The organism is Vibrio sp. 1069 (assembly GCF_033340555.1).
On sequence record NZ_JAWOWP010000007.1, the window covers coordinates 18,023 to 41,699 of the forward strand.

The following is a 23,677-nucleotide window of genomic DNA, read 5'->3' on the forward strand; positions in this document are numbered from 1 at the left end:
AACTCAAAAAAACAATAAGAGACAAGAATGGCAGAAGAACAGTTACAAGGGGCCGATGCGCCGAAAGGAAAAAGCAAGTTACTTATCATCATCATCGCTGTTGTAGTATTACTACTTGGTGGCGGGGCAGCGGCATTTTTTCTAATGGGCTCTGATGAACCTGCTCAGGCTGAATCGTCTCAACAGGCTCAAGTGAAGGCATCGGATGCTGCGCCCATCGCGTATGTGAATCTTCCTCAGGCATTTGTATTTAACGTTACTGGGGATAGCCGCGATAGGCTGGTTCAAATTAAAGCGCAGTTAATGGTTCGCGGTGCAGAAAATGAAGAGTTGGCGCGGTATCATTCGCCACTGATTGAAAGCTCTATGCTATCAACGTTTGCTTCCGCGACGGTTGATCAATTGCGCTCTCCTACAGGACGAGTGGAATTGCGCGATCGTGCTTCCGAAGATATCAAAGCAGCGCTGAATGCTGCGGTCGGTAAGCCAGTGATTGAAAAAGTACTGTTTACAGATTTTGTTATTCAATAGGTAAAACGTGACCGATCTATTAAGCCAAGACGAAATTGATGCGCTATTGCATGGGGTTGACGATGTTGATGACGTCGATGAACCGATAGAAAACGACACTGAGGGTGCCGTCAATTTTGATTTCTCGTCGCAAGACAGAATCGTACGTGGTCGAATGCCGACGCTCGAACTTATCAACGAGCGCTTTGCACGGCACATGCGTATTAGTCTGTTTAATATGCTGCGTAAAACGGCAGAGGTGTCGATCAATGGCGTGCAGATGATGAAGTTTGGTGAATACCAGAACACATTGTACGTGCCAACCAGTTTGAACATGGTGCGTTTTCGTCCGTTAAAAGGTACTGCGTTGATCACCATGGAGGCTCGTTTAGTCTTTATTCTGGTAGAAAACTTCTTTGGCGGTGATGGTCGATTCCACGCCAAAATCGAAGGCCGCGAATTTACCCCAACGGAACGCCGCATCATTCAGTTGTTACTGAAAATTGTATTTGAAGATTATAAAGAAGCGTGGTCGCCAGTGATGGGGGTAGAGTTCGAATATCTCGACTCTGAAGTAAACCCAAGCATGGCAAACATTGTCAGCCCGACAGAAGTGATTGTCGTGAGTTCATTCCATATAGAAGTTGACGGCGGTGGCGGCGATTTTCATGTCGTTATGCCTTACTCCATGGTTGAGCCTATTCGTGAACTATTGGATGCAGGTGTTCAGTCCGACAAGATGGAAACGGACGTTCGCTGGAGCTCAGCACTACGTGAAGAGATCATGGATTGTCCGGTTAACTTCCGCGTGAACTTGCTCGAAAAAGACATTTCTTTGCGTGATCTCATGGAGCTGCAACCGGGCGATATCATCCCGATTGAAATGCCAGAACATGCGACGATGTTTGTAGAAGACCTACCGACCTATCGCGTAAAAATGGGTCGTTCGGAAGACAAATTAGCGGTGCAAATTTCTGAGGAAATTGAGCGCCCACATGTCGTCAAAACAGATTTAGCTTTCTTAGGTAAAGACATCATGTCTGAGCTTGAGAGTGAAGACGATATAGACCATTAAGATACCTTATTAAACAGACATGCTATGGCATGAGTTAGGCGTAACACAGGATAGAAAAATGGAACCAAGTGACGATCAAAAGCTAGCAGACGAATGGGCAGCCGCTCTTGGCGAAGACCCGTCTGCCCCTTCTGTAGACGTAGATGAAGTATTGGCTGCGCCACTGGAAGAGCTAAAAGACACTTCAAGCCCAATTAGCGAAGATGAGCGTCGTAAACTCGACACTATTATGGATATCCCGGTGACGATTTCGATGGAAGTCGGTCGTTCTCAAATTAGCATTCGGAACCTGTTGCAGCTTAACCAAGGTTCGGTTGTTGAGTTGGATCGTCTAGCCGGTGAGTCGCTCGATGTATTGGTTAACGGTACTTTGATTGCTCACGGCGAAGTCGTGGTCGTCAACGATAAGTTTGGTATCCGTTTGACGGATGTGATCAGCCAAACTGAACGAATTAAGAAGCTGCGTTAAGATGAGTCGTTCAATCAAAATGCGATTGAAGCAAATCACTGGAGCACTGAGCTTAATGCTAAGTGCTCCTTATGCATTTGCTGCCGCACCAAATAATCTGGATCTTGCGACGACACTTGGCTCGCTTGTGCTTGTAATCGGCGTGATTCTTTTGCTGGCTTGGTTGCTGAAACGTATGCAAGTGCCAGCGATGGGACAACAAAAGGGCTTGCGTATAGTGAGTCAGTTGCCAGTGGGTACAAAAGAAAGAATCGCAGTAGTTCAAGTGGGTGAAGAACAGTTTTTGGTTGGGATTACTAGCCAATCGATCCAAACTTTAGCCAAGTTAGATAAGCCACTGAAAGAGGAAGAGTTGGCGACCAATGCTTTTGCGACTCAATTTAGCCAGCTGATCAAAAAACATGACAAAGGGTAATCCAATTCGTTTGCTCCTGAGTACGTTGTTACTTTTTGTCGGCGTGCTGTTTTCTTCATTTACCTTTGCTGAAGCAGAGGAGTCAGCGCTGCCAGATAACTTAGCCGATGGAAGTGGTGTTACAGTTCAGGCTATGCAAAGTGATACTGGTGCTAGCCGTGCTATGTCCGTTTCTAGTGGCGGTGGTATTCCAGCATTCACCATGACCACGAACCCTGATGGCAGTGAAGACTACTCGGTTACACTACAAATTTTAGCGTTAATGACCATGCTTGGCTTCTTGCCTGCCATGGTGATTCTGATGACCTCGTTCACTCGAATTGTGGTGGTGATGTCGATATTGCGTCAGGCAATGGGTTTGCAACAAACGCCTTCTAATCAGGTTATTATTGGTATTGCGCTGTTTTTGACCTTTTTTGTTATGTCTCCTGTCCTGAACGAAATCAACGACAAAGCTGTTCAGCCTTATTTGAACGAGCAAGTTACGGCGCGAGAAGCGTTTGATGCTGCACAAGCGCCAATGAAAGCATTTATGCTTAAGCAGACCCGAATCAAAGATTTGGAGACGTTCGTAACCATGTCAGGAGAGCAAGTCGAGAATCCAGAAGATGTGTCGATGGCGGTGTTGATTCCGGCTTTTATCACCTCAGAGCTAAAAACTGCATTCCAAATTGGCTTTATGCTCTTCTTGCCGTTTTTGATTATTGACCTTGTAGTCGCTTCGGTACTGATGGCAATGGGTATGATGATGTTGTCACCAATGATTGTTTCGTTGCCGTTCAAGTTGATGTTGTTCGTATTGGTCGATGGTTGGAACTTGATACTCTCGACACTTGCGGGCAGCTTTGCCCTTTAGATAAGCGCAGATAGAGGATAAGACATGACACCAGAAATGTTTGTCGAGCTTTTCCGTGAAGCACTTTGGATGGTGCTTATCATGGTCTGCGCTATTATCATCCCAAGCTTGCTTATCGGCCTTGTAGTTGCGATTTTTCAAGCTGCGACATCCATCAACGAACAAACATTGAGCTTCTTACCGCGTTTGATTGTCACGCTTTTGGCCCTGATGCTGTTTGGGCATTGGATGACGCAAATGTTGATGGAATATTTCTATGGCTTGATTGAACGCTTACCTCAGGTGCTTTATTAGAGGCGCCTATGGAGTACCCCACTAGCGTTGTCTTAGATTGGATCGCAAACTACTTCTGGCCCTATGTTCGTATCTCATCCATGTTGATGGTGATGACAGTAACCGGGGCCCGATTTGTTTCGCCAAGAATCCGCCTTTACCTCGGTTTAGCCATCACTTTCGCTGTCATGCCAGCCATCCCCGCCGTACCTCAGGACATTGAGCTACTCTCGTTTCGTGGCTTCATGACCATTGCCGAGCAAATGATCATCGGCATAGCGATGGGTATGGTTACTCAATTTATGATTCAAACCTTTGTCCTACTTGGTCAAATATTGGGTATGCAATCAAGTTTGGGCTTTGCTTCTATGGTTGATCCCGCAAATGGTCAGAACACGCCATTGCTTGGCCAGTTATTCATGTTCTTAACGACAATGTTTTTCCTTGCCACCGATGGACACTTAAAAATGCTGCAATTGGTGGTGTTCAGTTTTAAAACTTTGCCGATTGGCTCCGGCTCGCTCAACGCGGTTGATTTCCGTGAAATGGCAGGCTGGCTTGGTATTATGTTCCAAACTGCATTGAGTATGTCTCTATCCGGCATTATTGCACTACTGACCATTAACTTGTCGTTTGGTGTAATGACCCGTGCCGCACCACAGCTGAATATCTTCTCGCTTGGTTTTGCTTTTGCTTTGATGGTGGGTCTATTACTTTGTTGGTACATACTGGCTGGTCTATACAGTCATTATGAAATGTTCTGGACAGTGGGTGAGGCGCAGATTTGTCGGCTCATTCGCTTGGAGTGCTAAGATTTGGCAGAATCAGACGGTCAGGAACGCACCGAAGAAGCCACGCCCCGACGGTTACAACAAGCCAGAGAAAAGGGGCAGGTCGCTCGATCTAAAGAGCTTGCATCAGCATCTGTGCTGATCGTTGGCGCCATTTCATTGATGTGGTTTGGCGAGGCGTTAGCACGTTCATTGTTTTCCATCATGAGCCGTTTATTTGATCTTCAACGAGAAGAGATTTTCGATACTGCAAAACTGTTTGATATCGCTTTGGGCGCGATGAGTGATTTGTTGTTCCCACTATTTTTGGTGTTAGCGACATTGTTTACCGCCGCCATGATTGGAGCAGCAGGTGTGGGAGGAATCAGTTTTTCTGCCCAAGCGGCCATGCCCAAGCTGTCGAAAATGAATCCACTTAGCGGCTTAAAGCGAATGGTTGGCATGCAAAGCTGGGTAGAGTTGATCAAATCAATCCTTAAAGTGGTTCTGGTCACTGGTGTCGCCATCTATTTGATCCAAGCATCGCAGGCCGATCTGATTCAATTGAGCATGGATGTGTATCCGCAAAACATCTTCCATGCTTTAGATATTTTGCTGAACTTTATTTTGCTGATCAGTTGCTCGCTATTGATTGTGGTTGCCATCGATATTCCATTTCAAATTTGGCAGCACGCCGATCAGTTAAAAATGACCAAGCAAGAAGTCAAAGACGAATACAAAGAGACTGAAGGTAAGCCGGAAGTGAAAGGCCGTATTCGTATGTTGCAAAGGGAAGCGGCTCAACGTCGAATGATGGCGGACGTTCCTCAAGCTGATGTTATTGTTACTAACCCAGAGCACTTCTCGGTAGCGCTTCGTTATAAACAGAAGACAGACCGTGCGCCAGTCGTGATCGCTAAAGGTACTGACCACATGGCGATGAAGATTCGAGAAGTCGCCCGCGAACATGACATTACGATTGTGCCCGCACCACCTTTGGCTCGTGCGTTGTACCACACGACAGAGCTCGAGCAAGAGATCCCCGATGGGTTATTTACTGCCGTCGCTCAGGTTTTGGCATTTGTATTCCAATTGAAGCAATACCGAAAACGAGGTGGACAGCGCCCGAAAATTCAAGATTATGATTTGCCAATCCCGCCCGAGCACCGTCATTGATACGAAAAGCGGTAAAGCCTTAAAAAAGCTCGTTTGATCAAAAGCTAAGCTCTATTTGAGTGTTTAGTCATTATTTTGGCGCTAATTATGGTACATAGATTGCTTAAAACGCTTTAATTATCAACCCTACCTAAACTTTTAGGCTAAAGCGGTCGCGTATTAATAGTAAGAGCTTACGTGACGCTTCAATCGATTGAGATCTCTCGCAGTATGAAGTTAAGCCTGCCGTTTGCAGATAAATTGCCACGAATCCCTCAACGTGAAATGCCAGCTATTGGTGCTCCGGTGATGGTTTTGGCCACCCTAGCGATGGTGGTACTGCCGATTCCAGCATTTTTGCTGGATATGTTCTTCACCTTTAACATCGCGCTGTCGATGGTGGTGTTGTTAGTGACCGTTTACACACGTCGCCCTTTGGACTTCGCTGCTTTTCCAACGGTATTGCTGATCGCCACGTTGCTCCGCTTGGCTTTGAACGTTGCCTCGACTCGTGTCGTCTTACTGCATGGTCATGAAGGCGGTAATGCGGCAGGTAACGTAATTGAGGCGTTCGGTAACGTCGTTATTGGTGGTAACTACGCGGTCGGCCTAGTGGTTTTCCTCATCTTAATGATCATCAACTTTATGGTGGTGACCAAAGGTGCGGGTCGTATCTCTGAGGTAAGTGCTCGCTTTACGCTTGATGCGTTGCCGGGTAAGCAAATGGCGATTGATGCCGACTTGAATGCCGGATTGATAGACCAAGAGCAGGCAAGAGTTCGTCGTTTTGAAGTGACCAAAGAAGCGGATTTCTATGGCTCGATGGATGGTGCCTCGAAGTTCGTAAAAGGTGACGCGATTGCCGGTATTTTGATTCTGTTTATCAACATCGTCGGCGGTCTGTCGATCGGTATGGCGCAGTATGGATTGGGTTTCGGTGAAGCGATTGAAATCTATACCTTACTGACAATCGGTGATGGTTTGGTCGCACAAATCCCATCGCTATTGCTGTCGATTGCAGCGGCAATGATGGTGACGCGCCAAAACACCGATGAAGACATGGGGGAACAACTGGTCTTCCAGATGTTCGACAACCCAAAAGCGCTGATGATTACTGCGGCTATTCTTGGTGTGATGGGCATCGTACCGGGCATGCCACACTTTGCGTTTTTGAGCCTGGCAGTCGCGGCCGGTGCAGCGGCATATTTCATCGACAAACGGCAGAAGCAGAAAGCGAAAGAGCCCGCTTTACCAGCAACAGCAGACGAAGGTACAGAACCTTCCTCACAGCGCGAACTGTCTTGGGATGACGTCCAGCCAGTCGATATTATTGGCTTGGAAGTCGGTTATCGCTTAATCCCTTTGGTGGACAGAGACCAAGGTGGGGAACTGCTAGAGCGCGTAAAAGGCGTGCGTAAAAAGTTATCGCAAGATTTTGGGTTCCTAATTCCAGCGGTTCATATTCGTGACAATCTTGAGCTGACCCCAAACAGTTACCGAATTACATTGATGGGGGTTGCGGTGGGCGAAGCAGAGATTCGTCCGGATCAAGAGCTAGCGATTAACCCAGGTCAGGTGTATGGCATGATTGATGGTGAACCAACCATTGACCCTGCTTTTGGACTGGAAGCCGTATGGATCCGAGAAGATCAGCGTGAGCACGCGCAGGCTCTGGGTTATACGGTTGTTGATTCATCAACGGTATTAGCGACGCACCTAAGCCAGCTATTGACCAACAACGCATCACAGCTAATTGGCCATGAAGAAGTAGAGAATTTATTAGAAATGTTGGGACGCAGCGCGCCTAAGTTGGTCGAGAACTTTGTTCCTGACCAATTACCATTAGGTGTGGTGGTGAAAGTCCTACAAAACTTGTTAAACGAGGCCATTCCAATCCGCGATATTCGCACGATTGTTCAAACTTTGGCTGAGTACTCAAGTAAGAGTCAAGAAGCTGACATATTGACGGCAGCAGTTCGAATTAGTCTTAAACGTCTAATTGTTCAAGAAATCAATGGTATAGAGCCTGAGTTACCAGTGATCACCTTGATACCCGAACTGGAACAAATATTGCATCAAACTATGCAAGCATCAGGAGGCGAATCCGCGGGGATTGAACCGGGACTCGCTGAGCGATTGCAGTCTTCACTAAGCCAAGCGACACAGGAACAAGAACTGAAAGGCGAACCTGCCGTTCTGCTTACTTCCGGTGTATTACGCTCGACGTTGGCGAAATTTGTGAAGAACACAATACCTAATCTCCGGGTACTGTCTTACCAAGAAATCCCGGATGAAAAACAGATCAGAATTGTGCAAGCCGTGGGTAACTGATCTCACGCATCATTAATGGATTCATAGTTTGAAAATAAAGCGATTTTTTGCCAAAGACATGAGAACGGCGCTGCTCCAAGTGAAAGAGGACTTAGGCGCGGAAGCGGTGATCATGTCAAACAAGAAAGTGGCTGGTGGAGTAGCGATTGTTGCGGCGATAGATAGTGAATCTAATCCGTCTCAAGCAAGCGCAGCGTCACAGCAAAATCGCGGTGCTTCTCAATCGAATCGCTATAACGAACATCGTCAAATGTCATCGTCTTCTGCTGATCGTTACCAAGATCGTCATTTAGATGAAGATAAAATTAGCCTGAACAGTAATAACAGTAACAATGAAAAAACAGGCTCAATGACGCAGCGATTCGCTAATATGCTTAAGCAATATAGCGGTGGTGCAGCAGATGCTGACGATCACGTAGCAGAAAATGAAGATTCGCTCTCTGCTTTGCTGCAACGCCAAAATAAGCATCGCGACGGCTACAACCAAGAAAAGCCAGCGCCATATCAACCAGATTCACCTTTGGCGAAGCTAATCGCACAGGACAATCGATTTGAACGTCCGACGCCCAAGCTGGACCCGACGCGCTATGACCGACGTCGCCCAAGTGATGAGCGTGACGAATCGGCCGATGAGCTAGAAAGCATGCGCGAAGAGATGACGTCAATTCGTCGTCTGTTGGAGCACCAAGTTTCTGGCCTGATGTGGCAAGAAGTAGAACGCCGTGAGCCGCTAAGAGCTATGCTGATTAAGCGCTTAGAGCGAATGGGCGTTTCTCCGGAGTTAGCAGACCAGATGGCCTGTTATATCCCGGAAGATACAAAGCCAGCGCGAGCGTGGAAAGCGTTATTGTCGCTGGTGGCGGATCAAATCAATATTCCTAAACAGGACATTTTAAAACGTGGTGGCGTAGTCGCATTGTTGGGTCCGACGGGGGTTGGGAAAACAACAACCGTAGCGAAACTCGCAGCACGCGCAGCCATGGAATACGGTGCCGACAATGTGGCCCTTGTGACAACAGATACATATCGCATAGGTGCACATGAGCAACTCTCAATTTACGGAAGAATCATGGGTTGTCCCGTAAGAGTTGCTAAAGATTCTAACGAGTTAGCCGATGTTATATATCAGCTAAGAAACAGAAGACTGATTTTGGTCGATACGGCAGGGATGGGGCAACGAGATGTGAGGCTTTCCGAGCAGCTCGACACTCTAATGCAAGAGAGCGGAGAAGTGATCCACAGCTACCTTGTTTTGCCGGCTACCGCACAACGTCGTGTTCTACAAGAAACGCTGGATCACTTCCGACGTATACCACTTTCGGGTTGTATTATGACGAAGCTTGATGAGTCATTAAGCCTAGGCGAATTCATCAGTGTAGTGATTCAAAACGCAATGCCAGTAGCTTACATCGCTAATGGTCAGCGCGTACCAGAAGACATTGTGATAGCGCAACCAAAATATATGCTTGCGAAAGCAAATGAACTGTTAGAGAAGTCGACAGAGAACGAACCTCACTTTTGGAACAGTGACAGTGAAGGACTCTAAGGCGGCGGACTACTATGACTGAGAATATGATACACGATCAAGCAAGCGGCCTCCGTCGCTTAACACAACCATCGTTGACCAAAGTGATTGCTGTTACTGGCGGCAAAGGTGGTGTGGGGAAATCAAACGTAACACTGGGTCTGGCGATTTGTATGGCTCGCCAAGGCAAGAAGGTGATGGTTCTCGACGCTGATTTAGGTCTGGCCAATGTGGACGTGATGCTCGGAATTCGTGCAAAACGTAATCTAGGACATGTCTTAGCGGGTGAATGTGAGCTAAAAGATGCGATTGTCGAAGGGCCTTATGGTATAAAGATAATTCCTGCAACTTCTGGCACACAGAGCATGACAGAGCTTTCTCACGCTCAGCATGCCGGACTCATCCGAGCATTTGGTAGTCTTGAAGACGAAATGGATGTCCTGCTGATTGATACCGCTGCTGGTATCTCTGACATGGTAATCAGTTTTTCGCGAGCAGCTCAAGATGTGGTTGTAGTTGTGTGTGATGAACCGACGTCAATCACAGATGCCTATGCATTAATCAAGCTGTTGAGTAAAGAACACCAAGTTCAACGCTTTAAAGTTGTAGCAAATATGGTCAGAAGCTACCGTGAAGGGCGAGAATTGTTTGCAAAGTTGACACTAGTCACAGAGCGATTCTTGAATGTTAGCCTTGAACTCGTAGCATGTATTCCATTAGATGATAAAGTACGACAGGCTGTAAAAAGACAAAAAATTGTCGTTGATGCGTTCCCACGCTCGCCTGCCGCTTTAGCTATCAGCTCACTAGCAAACAAAGCGTTGACGTGGCCACTACCGAAAACACCAAGTGGACACTTGGAATTTTTTGTGGAAAGGTTGCTAAATCGTACCGAATTCGCAGAGGACCCTTTTGGTGAATAAAGCGATAACCTATGACCAACATGGCAAATTTAATAGCCAGCAGGCGTTCATTGAACGTTATTCAGTGTTGGTTAAGCGCATTGCTCACCACCTACTAGGCCGTTTACCGCCGAGTGTTCAGGTAGAGGATTTAATTCAGGCCGGCATGATCGGTCTTATCGAAGCTCAGCAGAATTATGATGGTTCTAAAGGTGCGAGCTTTGAAACTTATGCAGGTATCCGTATTCGTGGCGCAATGTTAGATGACATGCGTAAAGGCGATTGGGTACCGCGTTCTGTTCATAAAAATAATCGAGAGATTAACCAAGCGATTGCGGAGCTGGAAGGCGAATTAAATCGAGATCCTACTGATTCTGAAGTAGCCACGCATCTCGGTATGACACTGGATCAATATCATAGTGCTCTTACCGATATCAACTGCTCAAAATTAGTCGGTATTGAAGATTTAGGCGTTTCTGATGATGTGATTTCACCAGCGGATGAAACCGATGACAGCAACCCATTCAAAGGGGTAGTTGATGAATCATTTCGAAAAGCACTGGTTGAATCAATAAAACAGCTTCCAGAGCGTGAAGCTTTGGTTCTTTCGCTTTATTATGATGAAGAACTCAATTTGAAAGAAATTGGCGATGTGTTAGGCGTAAGCGAATCTCGCGTAAGTCAAATACTGAGTCAAGCGATGCAACGTTTACGTACCAAGCTCAGTGCGTGGACACAAAATGACTAAAAACACTGATTTTACGATTCAGTGGAGGCAATTTTGAATAAAAACATGAAGATCCTTATTGTTGATGATTTCTCAACAATGCGCCGTATTGTTAAAAACCTGCTTCGTGACTTGGGTTTCAATAACACTCAAGAAGCGGACGATGGTTTAACCGCATTACCAATGCTGAAAAAAGGTGACTTCGATTTTGTTGTAACTGACTGGAACATGCCAGGTATGCAAGGCATCGATTTGCTTAAACACATCCGCGCGGATGCAGAACTTAAGCATCTGCCAGTTCTAATGATCACGGCTGAAGCGAAGCGTGAGCAGATCATTGAAGCTGCTCAAGCAGGTGTAAACGGCTACATTGTTAAGCCATTTACTGCTGCAACATTAAAAGAAAAATTAGATAAAATTTTCGAGCGTTTATAACTCTCTTTCTCTTTGTTATTCGAGTCATTCATACCAATTATTAAATACCTATTAAATGACTCGTTTAGCGTTTTCAAAGTGATAAGAAGAACTAAACGTAAAAGGGTCTATTCAGAATGATCTCACTAGAGCAGGCGAAGTCACTCGTTCAAATGCTAGAAAACGGGGAACAAGACCAAGCCAATATGCTTGTTGCCTCGATCTACGAAGGTGCCGATAACCCAATGCTGCAAGAAATTGGAGCGTTAACTCGAGACCTTCACGAATCACTCAAGCAGTTCAGTCTCGATCAGCGCATGACCGAAATTGCGAAAGACGAAATCCCTAACGCTAGGGATCGTCTCAATTATGTGATCGAGAAGACAGAGCTTGCAGCCAACAAAACAATGGATGCGGTCGACTGCTGCCTTCCTATCGCTGACAACCTGCATGATTGCCTTCTAAAAGTTCGTCCTCAATGGAATGAACTCATGCACGGGCGCATAGAATTAAGCGAATTTAAAGCACTGTGCCACCGAATCGACGGGCTATTAGTGCAAGTCGAAGGTGACAGCACTGAATTGCGCGGCCAGTTGACCGAAATTCTCATGGCGCAAGACTTCCAAGACCTAACTGGCCAAATCATTCGCCGCGTAATTACGTTGGTTAATGAAGTAGAAGGCCGCTTAGTGGAAATCCTAACCGTATTCTCTGGAAATAAACTCGAAGAACACATTCAAGTTTTGTCAGAACCGGCAGATAAAAAGAATACACAAACAAGCGAAGCCGAAGGCCCGATTCTTCATCCAGAACTGAGAGAAGATGCGGTTTCATCGCAGGACGAAGTCGATGACTTGTTGTCCAGTCTTGGATTTTAAAGGTAACGTATGAGCTACGATTTAGACGAAGATATTCTTCAGGACTTTCTCATTGAGGCTGGGGAAATTCTCGAGCTGCTTTCTGAGCAGTTGGTTGAATTGGAAAATAACCCAGAAGACAAAGACTTACTTAATGCTATTTTCCGCGGGTTTCATACCGTAAAAGGCGGTGCCGGCTTCCTTTCATTGGCAGAGCTAGTCGATACTTGTCATGGTGCGGAGAACGTGTTCGACGTTTTACGAAACGGTCAACGCACGGTAACGCAAAACTTAATGGATACGATGCTAAAAGCCTTGGATACGGTTAATACCCAGTTCCAGGCTGTTCAAGATCGTGAGCCGTTAGAAGCTGCGGACCCTGAGCTTCTTGAAGAACTTCATCGTCTATGCAAACCTGAGTCAGAAGATGAAGTAGCGGCAACCGTAGTTGAAGAACCAGTGGCTACTCCAGAGCCTATTATTCCCGAGCCTATCATCGAAGAACCTGCTGCGCCGTCAGCACCATCAAGTGTCGGCTCTGTTGATGAAATTACCCAAGACGAATTCGAAAAGCTACTTGATGAGCTTCATGGTAAAGGTTCAGCGCCAGGCACCTCAATGTCTGCGACATCTACAACGCCATCTGAACCGCCTCAATCGAGTGCACCATCAGTTGAAAGTGGTGATATCACTGATGATGAGTTTGAACGTTTACTCGATGAACTGCACGGTGTAGGAAAAAGCCCTTCTACGGCAGAGGCTGCTGCATCTGTACCAGTAGAGCCACCTAAAGCGGCAGAGCCTTCCGCTCCAGTGTCATCTTCATCAAATCAAGACAGTGACTTAATGACGGACGAAGAGTTCGAAAAGTTACTAGATGAGCTACATGGTTCAGGTAAAGGTCCAACGCTAGAAGAATTGGATATGGCAACGAAGCCAGCTTCAGCAAACGTAGAGCAAAGCCCTGCGAAACCTGAGCCTGTTGCTAAGCCAGCACCGGTTCAAGCAGCGCCAGCACCAAAGCCAGAATCTAAACCAGTCGCGGTAAAAGAAGAAGCCAAAGCACCAGCGGTTAAAAAACCTCAGGCTGAAGCAACCGTTCGTGTTGATACCTCGACGCTTGATACCATCATGAACATGGTGGGTGAGCTCGTATTGGTTCGAAACCGCCTATTAAGCCTTGGTTTGAATAGCGACAACGAAGAGATGTCCAAAGCGGTCGCTAACCTTGATGTGGTAACTGCGGATCTACAAGGCGCGGTAATGAAAACGCGTATGCAGCCAATTAAGAAAGTGTTTGGCCGTTTCCCACGCGTTGTCCGTGACTTGGCTCGTAACCTAAATAAAGACATCGTGCTAGAAATGCGCGGTGAAGAAACCGATCTCGATAAAAACCTTGTAGAAGCATTGGCCGATCCGTTGATTCACTTGGTGCGTAACTCGGTTGATCACGGTATTGAAATGCCAGACGCACGCGCGAAGGCCGGCAAATCACGCACAGGTAAAGTGATTTTGTCAGCATCGCAAGAAGGGGACCATATTGAACTATCCATCGTAGATGATGGTGGCGGTATGGACCCGAACAAACTGCGTGGCATCGCGGTGAAGCGTGGCATGATGGATGAAGATGCGGCGGCACGTTTAACAGATAAAGAGTGCTTCAACCTTATCTTCGCACCTGGCTTCTCAAGTAAAGATAAAATTTCTGACATCTCTGGTCGTGGCGTGGGTATGGACGTGGTTAAGACGGCGATCAATACCTTAAACGGTTCAATCGATATCGATTCTGAGCTAGGCAAGGGCACTAAGATTACGATCAAAGTACCACTAACGTTAGCGATTTTACCGACACTGATGGTTGGTGTTGGCGGTCATCCGTTTGCTCTACCACTGGCTTCGGTGAGTGAAATTTTCCACTTAGATCTTAGCCGTACAAACGTGGTAGATGGTCAGCTGACGATCATTGTGCGTGAGAAATCTATCCCACTATTTTACTTACAAAACTGGTTGGCATCCAAATCGCAAAACGTCCAAGAGCGTACTGGTCACGGTCACGTGGTGATTGTACAGATTGGTAACCAGCGCGTTGGTTTTGTTGTGGATACGCTTATTGGTCAAGAAGAAGTGGTTATTAAGCCACTCGATAATCTATTACAGGGCACTCCAGGTATGGCTGGTGCGACAATTACTAGCGATGGCCATATTGCATTAATTCTAGATGTGCCTGATTTACTTAAGCGATATGCTGCGGCTTCACGCCTTTAAGCAAAGCTGACGTTATTAAAAGGAATAAGATGGCGATTAAAGTACTAGTCGTTGATGATTCGAGTTTTTTCCGACGTCGCGTGAGCGAAATCATCAACTCAGAATCGCGCCTAGAAGTGATTGACGTTGCGGTAAATGGTAGAGAGGCGGTTGAGAAAGCCAAATCTCTCAAACCTGACGTCATCACGATGGATATTGAAATGCCAGTGATGGATGGCATTACAGCTGTACGTGAAATTATGGCCGCTGCTCCAACGCCAATTCTAATGTTTTCGTCCCTGACCCACGACGGGGCGAAAGCTACGCTTGATGCGCTAGATGCAGGCGCATTGGACTTCTTACCGAAAAAGTTTGAGGACATTGCGCGTAACCGTGAAGAAGCGGTGTCATTACTTCAACAGCGTGTGATTCAGATTGCCTCGAAGCGCGCTTTCATGCGTCGACCTATCGCTCGCCCAACAGCGAGTACCAGCACGACTACTCGATCATTAGGTTCAAGAACGGCTTCACCTGTGACTCCAACACCAACTCGACCTGCTGCGACAAAGTACCGTGCTTCTGGTAAGAAGTATCAACTGACGGCAATTGGCACATCAACAGGTGGCCCCGTTGCTCTACAAAAAATTCTGACGCGTTTGCCGATGAACTATCCGCATCCGATTGTATTGATTCAACACATGCCAGCAACGTTTACTTCTGCGTTTGCCAGCCGTTTGAACACCTTGTGTAAGATTCAAGTGAAAGAAGCACAAGATGGCGATGTGTTACAGCCCGGTGTGGCATACCTTGCACCAGGTGGGAAACAAATGATGGTGGATGGACGAGCGGGCGCTGCTCGTCTTCGCATTATTGATGGCGGCGACCGCATGAACTACAAACCATGTGTGGATGTGACTTTTGGTTCTGCCGCAAAAGTATATGGCGACAAAGTGCTCTCTTTAGTGTTGACAGGCATGGGTGCAGACGGTCGTGAGGGCGCTCGCATGTTGAAGTCTTCAGGCTCAACAATTTGGGCACAAGATGAAGAAAGTTGTGTTGTTTATGGCATGCCCCAAGCGGTTGCTAAAGCAGGCATTTCTTCAGAAGATTTACCGCTTGACCGCATTGCTGAACGCATGTTGGTGGAAGTTGGCCTAGCTTAGGATTCATCATGATTGTTTGGAGTGTAGCTAACCAGAAAGGAGGCGTGGGTAAAACCACCTCAACAGTGACATTGGCGGGCTTATTGAGCCAGAAAGGCCATCGAGTATTGATGGTTGATACTGATCCTCACGCCTCACTGACTACTTATCTCGGTTATGATCCTGATGCAGTAACTTCGAGCCTATTTGATTTATTCCAGTTGAAGACGTTTTCTCGTGAGACGGTTAAGCCGTTGATTTTAGAAACAGAGCTGGAAGGAATGGATATCATTCCCGCGCATATGTCCCTTGCCACGCTTGATCGCGTAATGGGTAATCGCAGTGGTATGGGATTAATCTTAAAACGGGCGCTGCAAACTGTCTCACAAGACTATGACTATGTGTTGATTGATTGTCCGCCAATCCTTGGCGTGATGATGGTGAACGCGTTGGCAGCCAGTGACCGAATTTTGATTCCTGTTCAAACAGAGTTTTTGGCGATGAAAGGTCTAGAGCGCATGATGCGTACGCTAACCATTATGCAAAAATCTCGCCCGGGCGGTTTCAAAGTGACTATCGTCCCAACCATGTACGATAAGCGCACGAAAGCGTCATTGCAGACATTGATGCAACTGAAAAAAGATTACCCAAATCAAGTGTGGACCTCAGCGGTGCCTATTGATACCAAGTTCCGCGATGCCAGTTTAAAGCACTTGCCAGCGTCGCATTTTGCTTCTGGTAGTCGTGGTGTGTTTGCCTATAAACAGCTACTGATTTATCTGGAGAGGTTGGCGTTCGATGAGCAGTAATGATGTGCTGTCCAGTGAACAAGCACTTGATGACTACTTTAATGCATTACTGGATGATGAAACTGAAATAACGACTCTTGAGGAAGACCTTGACCTGTTGGCTCAAGAGGTATCATCTGCAGAGCCAGAGCCAGAGCCAGAGCCAGAGCCAGAGCCAGAGCCAGAGCCAGAGCCAGAGCCAGAGCCAGAGCCAGAATTACAGCTACAATACTCGGAGCCAGAAACGTACCAGTTTCAAGAAACATATCCGCCAGAGTTGGAAGCTCCAAACCTGGAAGATGTTCAAAGGCTATTAAGTCAGCTTGAAGCAAGCAACCCAGTGGCTGAGTTGGATATTGATAGTATTCTTGAACAAAATACGATTGATATTGCAGCAGAGATAAAAGCGGCTGAGCCTGAGGTACAAACCTTTAGTGAGGTGCCTGAGCTTCAGGTTGTTGAGGAAATACAGGACTGGGTGACTGATGAGCCAGTTTTTGAGGAAGCGCAACCAGAGGTGGATGAACCTCACGCAGTGATCGAACAAAGTATCAATATAGAATCGAACGTCGATACTGAACTCGAAACACAAGCAGATTCCGATATACCAACGGTCTGGGAAAGCACGAAGCGAAGTGAGGACTTCCAAGTTCTTTACTTTGATGTGAATGGTGTCACGTTTGCTGTACCTCTTGATGAGTTAGGTGGTATTCATCGCATTAGCGAGTTTAACCATTTGATAGGAAAACCCGCCTGGTATTTGGGGCTACAAACAAATCGCGAGCAGCAGTTTGATGTCGTCGATACCGCGAAATGGGTGATGGCAGATAAGCTTCGTGATGATAGCTATAAAGATAACTACCAATATGTCGTCATGCTTGGTGAGAGCATGTGGGGGTTGGCCAGTAACCAATTAATGGGGACTGAAACGCTTAATATCGACAAGGTTCGCTGGCGTGAGCAGGCGGGTAAACGCCCTTGGCTAGCGGGCATGGTAAAAGAAAAAATGTGTGCCTTAATTCATGTCCAGGCGCTCATTGACATGCTAAACGCCGGTTTAGATGTCAAATCACTGAATTAGATTTAAGTCGGGAACGACATTAACGAGGATTAACTATGTCTCAAGCTTTTGAAGTAGAAGTGAAGAAAGATGCATCGAATGACGAAGTTCTTCAGTGGGTGACGTTCCAGCTAGAAGAAGAAACGTACGGCATCAACGTAATGCAAGTTCGTGAAGTACTTCGTTATACTGAAATTGCCCCTGTTCCAGGTGCACCAGATTATGTACTTGGTATCATCAACCTACGCGGTAATGTAGTTACTGTTATCGATACACGTTCACGTTTTGGCCTGATGGAAGGCGAAGTCACTGACAACACTCGTATTATTGTGATCGAGTCTGAGCGTCAAGTGATTGGTATCTTAGTAGATAGCGTGGCAGAAGTTGTTTATCTGCGTTCTTCTGAAATTGATACGACGCCTTCAGTTGGTACCGACGAGAGTGCGAAGTTCATCCAGGGTGTGAGCAACCGTGACGGCAAGCTTCTTATCCTTGTGGATTTGAACAAGCTGCTAACAGATGACGAGTGGGACGAGATGGCTCATCTTTAATGGCTGAATGATGATGGCTGAAGAGACTCTTTTATCTGCTCCATTCCTTGCGGGTGGCGTCGCTTTTATCGTGTTAGTATTGGTTGTTTTGCAACTGCGGATTCGCTCGGGGTTACAAAAGCAGTTAGACCAACAACGATCTCAATCTCGACACGCAGATAAAGAAGTGCAAAAGTTGAGTAAGCAGTTACTCGAAGTGCGCTCGGTTGTCGTTGGTCTTGGACAAAAAGTGACGGAGCAACAAGACATTATTCAGCACTTAAACGAGAGAATTCGCGAACTCGAACACGCTGATACTGATGGTCGCTTGTACAGTCGCGCTTCTAAAATGGTACAGCTTGGCGCTGATATCAACGAGCTGATTGAAGAGTGCGAACTACCAAAAGCCGAAGCTGAGTTGATGCTTTCACTGCAGAAGAAGCTGGCGGGGAAAGAGAAGATTCCACCATTAAGTGGTCAGCCATCAGATGACGCAGAATATCCAACGCGTGGACGTCGTCGACGCTAAAGGTTATCAAGCGATAAAAAAGAGGCATTATTACGCCTCTTTTTTTGTTTTTAGCCGCTAATGCTCTTCTTAAATACAACCCTAGATAACCTTCAGTCGATCTTGCTCTTAGCTCTGGCCTCTCAAATTCAAAATGAGCGCTTATAACTACTTATAGTTAATTTTATTAAAGTGTGATGATTAATTAACAAAAATACATGAACTTACATGTAACCTAGCCCTCTTATCCTGTTTTGTCATAACTAAGCTGTGCTAATATAGCGGCTCGTTCATTTTTTAGTTGAAGCTCTATGTTAGAAGTGTCTAACCTGACAGCAATCCGTGATGAAAGGGTTCTGTTTGAAAACCTGCAGTTTGAAATTAAGCCTGGTGAATTGGTCCAGATCGAAGGGCGTAATGGTACTGGTAAAACTACATTGCTACGGATTGTGACAGGGTTAGGTGATAGAGAAGAAGGTGTCATTAAATGGAAAGGCGAAGAGGTTGAAAAATCTCGTGATGTTTTCCATCAAGATCTGCTTTTCTTAGGACATCAAACAGGAGTGAAACGAGAGCTTACCGCTTTAGAAAACTTACGTTTTTATCAATCTATTCAAAATAATCGCTCTTCAGACGAAGAAATCTTCATCGCTTTGACTCAAGTAGGATTAGCTGGTCGAGAAGATGTGCTTGTAGCACAACTTTCCGCAGGTCAGCAACGACGAGTCGCATTGGCAAGGTTATGGCTCAGTAAGCAAATTTTATGGATTTTAGATGAGCCGTTGACTGCCATTGATAAGCAAGGCGTCAAGGTGCTTGAATCTTTGTTCGCAAGTCATGCTGATAATGGCGGTATTGTTGTCTTGACGACGCATCAAGATATGTTTGCGGACAGCCCGAAACTTAGAAAAATAAAGCTGGGTGACTGATATGATTTCATCGATGACCACCATCATTCGTCGTGAGCTCCTAATCGCATTTCGCCGTCAGGCAGACATTCTGAACCCGCTGTGGTTCTTTATTATTGTCATTACTCTCTTTCCTCTGAGTATTGGACCAGAACCTAATTTGTTAGCACGTATTGCAGCGGGCATCGTTTGGGTTGCCGCATTGCTGTCCGCCTTATTATCATTAGAGCGTCTATTTCGTGATGATTTTCAAGACGGTGCACTAGAACAAATGATGCTAATGCCGATTCCATTGCAACTTGTAGTGGTTTCAAAGGTCATAGCACATTGGTTGTTAACAGGGTTACCTCTGATTTTAATTAGCCCATTATTGGCGGTTTTACTTTCGCTCGACTTCAATACTTGGCTATCGGTTGTACTAACCTTGATGATCGGTACACCAACACTAAGTTTTATTGGCGCCATTGGTGTGGCGTTGACTGTTGGGTTGCAAAAGGGTGGCGTTCTTTTGAGTTTGCTTATTCTTCCGCTCTACATCCCAATTTTGATTTTCGCAACATCGGCAATTGATGCTGCCGCACTCGGTATGGCGTATAACGGTCAACTAGCGATTTTAGGTGCGATGCTAATGGGGGCGATGACATTAACGCCTTTTGCCATCAGTGCCGCATTACGAGTTAGTGTTAACTAACTCAATAAAGTGCCAATGAAGCGGCGCTTGATCAAAGAATTATTATTAAAGCACTGCTACGGTCTCAACCCTTTAGACAGTGTCCCTGAAGTAAGAGTGAGAACAAAACATGTGGAAATGGCTACATCCTTATGCCAAGCCAGAAGCAGCTTATCGTTTGAGTGGTAAGTTTCTGCCTTGGTTTTCTGTATTGGCCCTCGTATGCTTATCGGTTGGTACGGTTTGGGGGCTTGCATTTGCGCCTTCAGATTACCAACAAGGTGACAGTTTCCGAATCATCTACATTCATGTCCCATCAGCTATTTGGTCTATGGGCGTTTATATGTCGATGGCGATCGCTGCATTTATTGGCCTAGTATGGCAAGTTCGCCTATCTGATATGGCGGCACTTGCGATGGCTCCGATTGGTGCAGTATTTACTTTTATTGCTCTACTTACAGGTGCTGTTTGGGGCAAGCCTATGTGGGGCACTTGGTGGGTATGGGATGCCCGTCTTACATCTGAATTGATTCTGCTATTTCTCTACCTTGGTGTGATTGCGCTCTACCATGCGTTTGACGATCAAAAAACCGCTGCAAAAGCCGCTGGTATCTTAGCGATCGTAGGCGTAGTAAACCTACCTATCATTCACTTTTCCGTGGAATGGTGGAACACGCTTCATCAAGGTGCGACGATCACGAAATTTGAGCAACCTTCTATTTCATCCGACATGCTTTGGCCGTTATTGCTGAACATCTTTGGCTTTGCGTTCTTCTTTGGTGCCGTGACGATGGTCCGTTTTCGTAACGAAATCATCAGTAAAGAAAGTCACCGCCCCTGGGTGCGCAAACTCGCAACAGAACAAACTCAGTGAGGTAACTGATTATGCATTTTGAATCTCTGAGCGACTTTTTTGCCATGGGTGGCTACGCATCATACGTATGGAGTGCGTTTGGTATTACTTTCTTATCCATGCTGATTCTTCTGATCACTAGCCTTCGCCGCGGTGATGCATTATTGAAAGAAGTGAAAGCAAAAATTGACCGTCAAGCTCGTATCGACGCAGCGAAGAACATGGAGAACACCTTATGAACCCGAGACGTAAAAAGAGGCTAGGTATTGTACTAGCGATCTTTATCGGTATTAGTGCCACCATTGGTTTGATACTTTATGCGCTTAACCAAAATATGGACCTTTTCTACACTCCAACGGAATTGGTTAATGGTAAGCCAGATGGCACCAAGCCAGAAGTAGGCCAGCGTCTGCGTATCGGTGGAATGGTGGTTGTGGGCTCAGTTCGTCGAGATCCTAATTCTTTGAAAGTGAGTTTTGACCTGCACGATGTCGGTCCGAAAGTGACGATTACCTATGACGGTATTCTTCCTGACTTGTTCCGTGAAGGGCAGGGTATTGTTGCTCAAGGTGTACTGAAAGATGCCACGACAGTTGAGGCATTTGAGGTCCTAGCGAAGCACGATGAAGAATACATGCCACCAGAAATTGCAGAAGCGATGAAGAAAACGCATGAACCGCTTCAATACAGCACCGAACAGAAACAAGGAAGCGGCCAATGATTGCTGAAATCGGTCACTTTGCTCTCATTCTTTCGCTTGCAATGGCTGTGCTGTTGAGCGTATTGCCATTGTGGGGAGCATCGAATAATAACACCATGCTCATGAACACAGCGCGACCGCTATCTTGGTCTATGTTCCTGATGCTGTTGTTCTCTTTCGCCATTTTATGTTGGGGATTTTATACTAACGACTTCACGTTACAGTATGTAGCGAGCAACTCGAATAGTCAGCTTCCTTGGTACTACCGTTTAACCGCAGTATGGGGTGCACACGAAGGTTCACTGTTGCTATGGGTGTTAATCCAAGCTGCTTGGACTGTCGCTGTAGCGACGTTTAGTCGTGGTATGCCGCAAGAGTCGGTTGCACGTGTACTTGCTGTTATGGGCATGATCTCAGTGGGTTTCCTACTGTTTATCATCCTAACGTCAAATCCATTCCTACGTACGTTACCGTTCTTCCCGGTTGACGGACGTGACTTGAACCCTCTGCTTCAAGACCCTGGTTTAATTGTTCACCCGCCAATGCTTTACATGGGCTATGTTGGTTTCTCGGTTGCGTTCTCTTTTGCGATCGCATCCCTAATGACTGGACGCCTTGACACGGCTTGGGCTCGTTGGTCTCGTCCTTGGACAACCGCTGCATGGGTATTTTTAACACTTGGTATCGCACTAGGTTCTTGGTGGGCTTACTACGAACTTGGCTGGGGTGGCTGGTGGTTCTGGGACCCAGTAGAAAACGCATCATTCATGCCTTGGTTAGCGGGTACCGCATTAATGCACTCTCTTGCCGTGACAGAAAAACGCGGCACATTTAAAGCGTGGACGGTACTATTGGCAATCTCTGCATTTTCGTTGAGTTTGTTGGGCACCTTCTTAGTCCGTTCCGGTATTTTAGTATCGGTGCACGCGTTCGCGTCTGACCCGTCGCGCGGTATGTTTATTCTAGGCTTCCTCGTTTTCGTTATCGGTGGCTCTTTATTGCTGTTTGCCGTAAAAGGGGCAGCAGTGCGTGTACGAGGTAACTTCGACTTAGTCTCACGTGAAAATGCGCTCTTAGCCAACAACGTATTACTTATCGCCGCTCTTGTTGTGGTGTTAGTGGGGACACTGTTGCCGCTCGTACACAAGCAGCTTGGTTTGGGGTCGGTCTCTATCGGTGCGCCATTCTTTGATATGCTATTTGCGTGGTTAATGATGCCATTTGCTTTCCTGCTTGGTATTGGCCCTCTTATTCGTTGGAAGCGAGACAATTTATCTAAACTTGTGAAGCCAATGCTCGTTTCAGGTGTGCTTGCTTTCGCCTTGGCCGCGCTATGCGTGTACCTGTTTGCCGATTTCTTCTCAACCATGGCTTACATTGGTTGGGTGATGGCGATTTGGATTATTGCGATGCATGGCTTTGAACTGTACGAGCGCGCAACGCACCGTCATAGCTTTAGTGAAGGTGTTCGCAAGCTGCAACGTAGCCACTGGGCAATGATGTTGGGTCATGTTGGTCTGGCGGTATCTGTTATCGGTATTGCGATGGTACAGAACTACAGCATCGAGCGTGATGTACGTTTAGCACCTGGCGAACACTTCCAAATTCAAGGCTATGATTTCTACTTCTCAGGCTTGCGTGATAAAGATGGTCCAAACTACGATGGCTACATCGCAGACTTTGAGATCACACACAATGGCAAATACGTGAATACGCTTCACGCAGAGAAGCGCTTCTACCGTACGGCTAAGTCTATGATGACTGAAGCAGCCATTGACCGTGGTATTAGCCGCGACTTATACATTGCAATGGGTGAACGTTTAGACGACAACCGATCTTGGGCTGTTCGTATTTACTATAAACCGTTCGTTCGTTGGATTTGGGCTGGCTCTTTGATTATGGCATTAGGCGGCGCACTAGCGATTTCTGATAAACGCTACCGCTTCCGTAAATCGCCGAAGAAAAATGCGAAGTCAAAAGAGCAGGAGGCATAAC

At 46.4% G+C, this 23,677-nt stretch carries 26 protein-coding genes; all 26 read left to right on the forward strand.

The window, feature by feature from the left end; all coding sequences use genetic code 11:
* Positions 1-27: 27 nt before the first annotated feature.
* Positions 28-531 carry a flagellar basal body-associated protein FliL gene (fliL, locus tag R7040_RS12635; protein WP_005380477.1) on the forward strand — a complete coding sequence of 168 codons (504 nt, stop codon included), beginning with the start codon at positions 28-30 and terminating at the stop codon, positions 529-531.
* Between the two features lie 7 nt (positions 532-538).
* Positions 539-1,585: a flagellar motor switch protein FliM gene (fliM, locus tag R7040_RS12640; RefSeq protein WP_005380478.1), complete on the forward strand. Its 1,047-nt coding sequence runs from the start codon at positions 539-541 to the stop codon at positions 1,583-1,585.
* 58 nt (positions 1,586-1,643) lie between these two features.
* Positions 1,644-2,054, forward strand: a complete 411-nt coding sequence (gene fliN / locus R7040_RS12645) for a flagellar motor switch protein FliN (RefSeq protein ID WP_005380479.1) — start codon at positions 1,644-1,646, stop codon at positions 2,052-2,054.
* 1 nt (position 2,055) lies between these two features.
* Positions 2,056-2,469 (forward strand): flagellar biosynthetic protein FliO, encoded by a 414-nt coding sequence (gene fliO / locus R7040_RS12650; RefSeq protein ID WP_005380480.1) that lies wholly within the window; start codon positions 2,056-2,058, stop codon positions 2,467-2,469.
* Positions 2,456-3,325 (forward strand): flagellar type III secretion system pore protein FliP, encoded by an 870-nt coding sequence (gene fliP, locus R7040_RS12655; RefSeq protein WP_005394311.1) that lies wholly within the window; start codon positions 2,456-2,458, stop codon positions 3,323-3,325. Before fliO ends, fliP begins: the two co-directional genes overlap by 14 nt.
* A gap of 24 nt (positions 3,326-3,349) precedes the next feature.
* Complete coding sequence (gene fliQ, locus R7040_RS12660) at positions 3,350-3,619, forward strand: flagellar biosynthesis protein FliQ (protein ID WP_005380488.1); 270 nt, start codon at positions 3,350-3,352, stop codon at positions 3,617-3,619.
* Positions 3,620-3,627: 8 nt separating this feature from the next.
* On the forward strand, positions 3,628-4,410 hold the full coding sequence (gene fliR / locus R7040_RS12665) for a flagellar biosynthetic protein FliR (protein ID WP_005384463.1): 783 nt from the start codon (positions 3,628-3,630) through the stop codon (positions 4,408-4,410).
* Positions 4,411-4,413: 3 nt separating this feature from the next.
* Positions 4,414-5,544 carry a flagellar biosynthesis protein FlhB gene (gene flhB, locus R7040_RS12670; protein ID WP_005380490.1) on the forward strand — a complete coding sequence of 377 codons (1,131 nt, stop codon included), beginning with the start codon at positions 4,414-4,416 and terminating at the stop codon, positions 5,542-5,544.
* A gap of 210 nt (positions 5,545-5,754) precedes the next feature.
* Positions 5,755-7,854 (forward strand): flagellar biosynthesis protein FlhA, encoded by a 2,100-nt coding sequence (flhA, locus tag R7040_RS12675; protein WP_025998722.1) that lies wholly within the window; start codon positions 5,755-5,757, stop codon positions 7,852-7,854.
* A gap of 28 nt (positions 7,855-7,882) precedes the next feature.
* Positions 7,883-9,400: a flagellar biosynthesis protein FlhF gene (gene flhF, locus R7040_RS12680; RefSeq protein ID WP_085569739.1), complete on the forward strand. Its 1,518-nt coding sequence runs from the start codon at positions 7,883-7,885 to the stop codon at positions 9,398-9,400.
* Positions 9,401-9,414: 14 nt separating this feature from the next.
* Positions 9,415-10,302, forward strand: coding sequence for a MinD/ParA family protein (locus R7040_RS12685; RefSeq protein ID WP_005380498.1), 888 nt, complete (start codon positions 9,415-9,417; stop codon positions 10,300-10,302).
* Positions 10,295-11,029: an RNA polymerase sigma factor FliA gene (locus tag R7040_RS12690; protein ID WP_005380499.1), complete on the forward strand. Its 735-nt coding sequence runs from the start codon at positions 10,295-10,297 to the stop codon at positions 11,027-11,029. Before R7040_RS12685 ends, R7040_RS12690 begins: the two co-directional genes overlap by 8 nt.
* 45 nt (positions 11,030-11,074) lie before the next feature.
* Complete coding sequence (gene cheY / locus R7040_RS12695; protein ID WP_017635949.1) at positions 11,075-11,443, forward strand: chemotaxis response regulator CheY; 369 nt, start codon at positions 11,075-11,077, stop codon at positions 11,441-11,443.
* A 116-nt stretch (positions 11,444-11,559) separates the two neighbouring features.
* A complete protein-coding gene (locus R7040_RS12700) occupies positions 11,560-12,300 on the forward strand; it encodes a protein phosphatase CheZ (protein ID WP_005380502.1) in 741 nt (246 codons plus the stop codon).
* A 9-nt stretch (positions 12,301-12,309) separates the two neighbouring features.
* On the forward strand, positions 12,310-14,544 hold the full coding sequence (locus tag R7040_RS12705; protein ID WP_318081600.1) for a chemotaxis protein CheA: 2,235 nt from the start codon (positions 12,310-12,312) through the stop codon (positions 14,542-14,544).
* A 29-nt stretch (positions 14,545-14,573) separates the two neighbouring features.
* Entirely contained in the window at positions 14,574-15,686 is a 1,113-nt protein-coding gene (locus R7040_RS12710) for a chemotaxis response regulator protein-glutamate methylesterase (RefSeq protein ID WP_318081599.1), read from the forward strand.
* A gap of 8 nt (positions 15,687-15,694) precedes the next feature.
* On the forward strand, positions 15,695-16,474 hold the full coding sequence (locus tag R7040_RS12715; RefSeq protein WP_005380505.1) for a ParA family protein: 780 nt from the start codon (positions 15,695-15,697) through the stop codon (positions 16,472-16,474).
* Positions 16,464-17,534: a chemotaxis protein CheW gene (locus R7040_RS12720; protein ID WP_318096879.1), complete on the forward strand. Its 1,071-nt coding sequence runs from the start codon at positions 16,464-16,466 to the stop codon at positions 17,532-17,534. The genes R7040_RS12715 and R7040_RS12720 overlap by 11 nt, the downstream gene beginning before the upstream one ends.
* 35 nt (positions 17,535-17,569) lie before the next feature.
* Positions 17,570-18,064 (forward strand): chemotaxis protein CheW, encoded by a 495-nt coding sequence (locus R7040_RS12725; RefSeq protein WP_005380507.1) that lies wholly within the window; start codon positions 17,570-17,572, stop codon positions 18,062-18,064.
* A 13-nt stretch (positions 18,065-18,077) separates the two neighbouring features.
* Positions 18,078-18,572: a DUF2802 domain-containing protein gene (locus R7040_RS12730; protein WP_213868031.1), complete on the forward strand. Its 495-nt coding sequence runs from the start codon at positions 18,078-18,080 to the stop codon at positions 18,570-18,572.
* Between the two features lie 290 nt (positions 18,573-18,862).
* On the forward strand, positions 18,863-19,480 hold the full coding sequence (gene ccmA / locus R7040_RS12735) for a cytochrome c biogenesis heme-transporting ATPase CcmA (RefSeq protein WP_151515036.1): 618 nt from the start codon (positions 18,863-18,865) through the stop codon (positions 19,478-19,480).
* 1 nt (position 19,481) lies between these two features.
* Positions 19,482-20,150, forward strand: a complete 669-nt coding sequence (gene ccmB, locus R7040_RS12740; RefSeq protein ID WP_005380512.1) for a heme exporter protein CcmB — start codon at positions 19,482-19,484, stop codon at positions 20,148-20,150.
* Between the two features lie 109 nt (positions 20,151-20,259).
* Positions 20,260-21,003, forward strand: a complete 744-nt coding sequence (locus R7040_RS12745) for a heme ABC transporter permease (protein WP_005380513.1) — start codon at positions 20,260-20,262, stop codon at positions 21,001-21,003.
* 11 nt (positions 21,004-21,014) lie between these two features.
* Positions 21,015-21,221, forward strand: coding sequence for a heme exporter protein CcmD (gene ccmD, locus R7040_RS12750; protein WP_005380515.1), 207 nt, complete (start codon positions 21,015-21,017; stop codon positions 21,219-21,221).
* Complete coding sequence (gene ccmE / locus R7040_RS12755) at positions 21,218-21,703, forward strand: cytochrome c maturation protein CcmE (RefSeq protein ID WP_005380516.1); 486 nt, start codon at positions 21,218-21,220, stop codon at positions 21,701-21,703. Before ccmD ends, ccmE begins: the two co-directional genes overlap by 4 nt.
* On the forward strand, positions 21,700-23,676 hold the full coding sequence (locus tag R7040_RS12760; protein WP_064354224.1) for a heme lyase CcmF/NrfE family subunit: 1,977 nt from the start codon (positions 21,700-21,702) through the stop codon (positions 23,674-23,676). The genes ccmE and R7040_RS12760 overlap by 4 nt, the downstream gene beginning before the upstream one ends.
* Position 23,677: the final 1 nt, after the last annotated feature.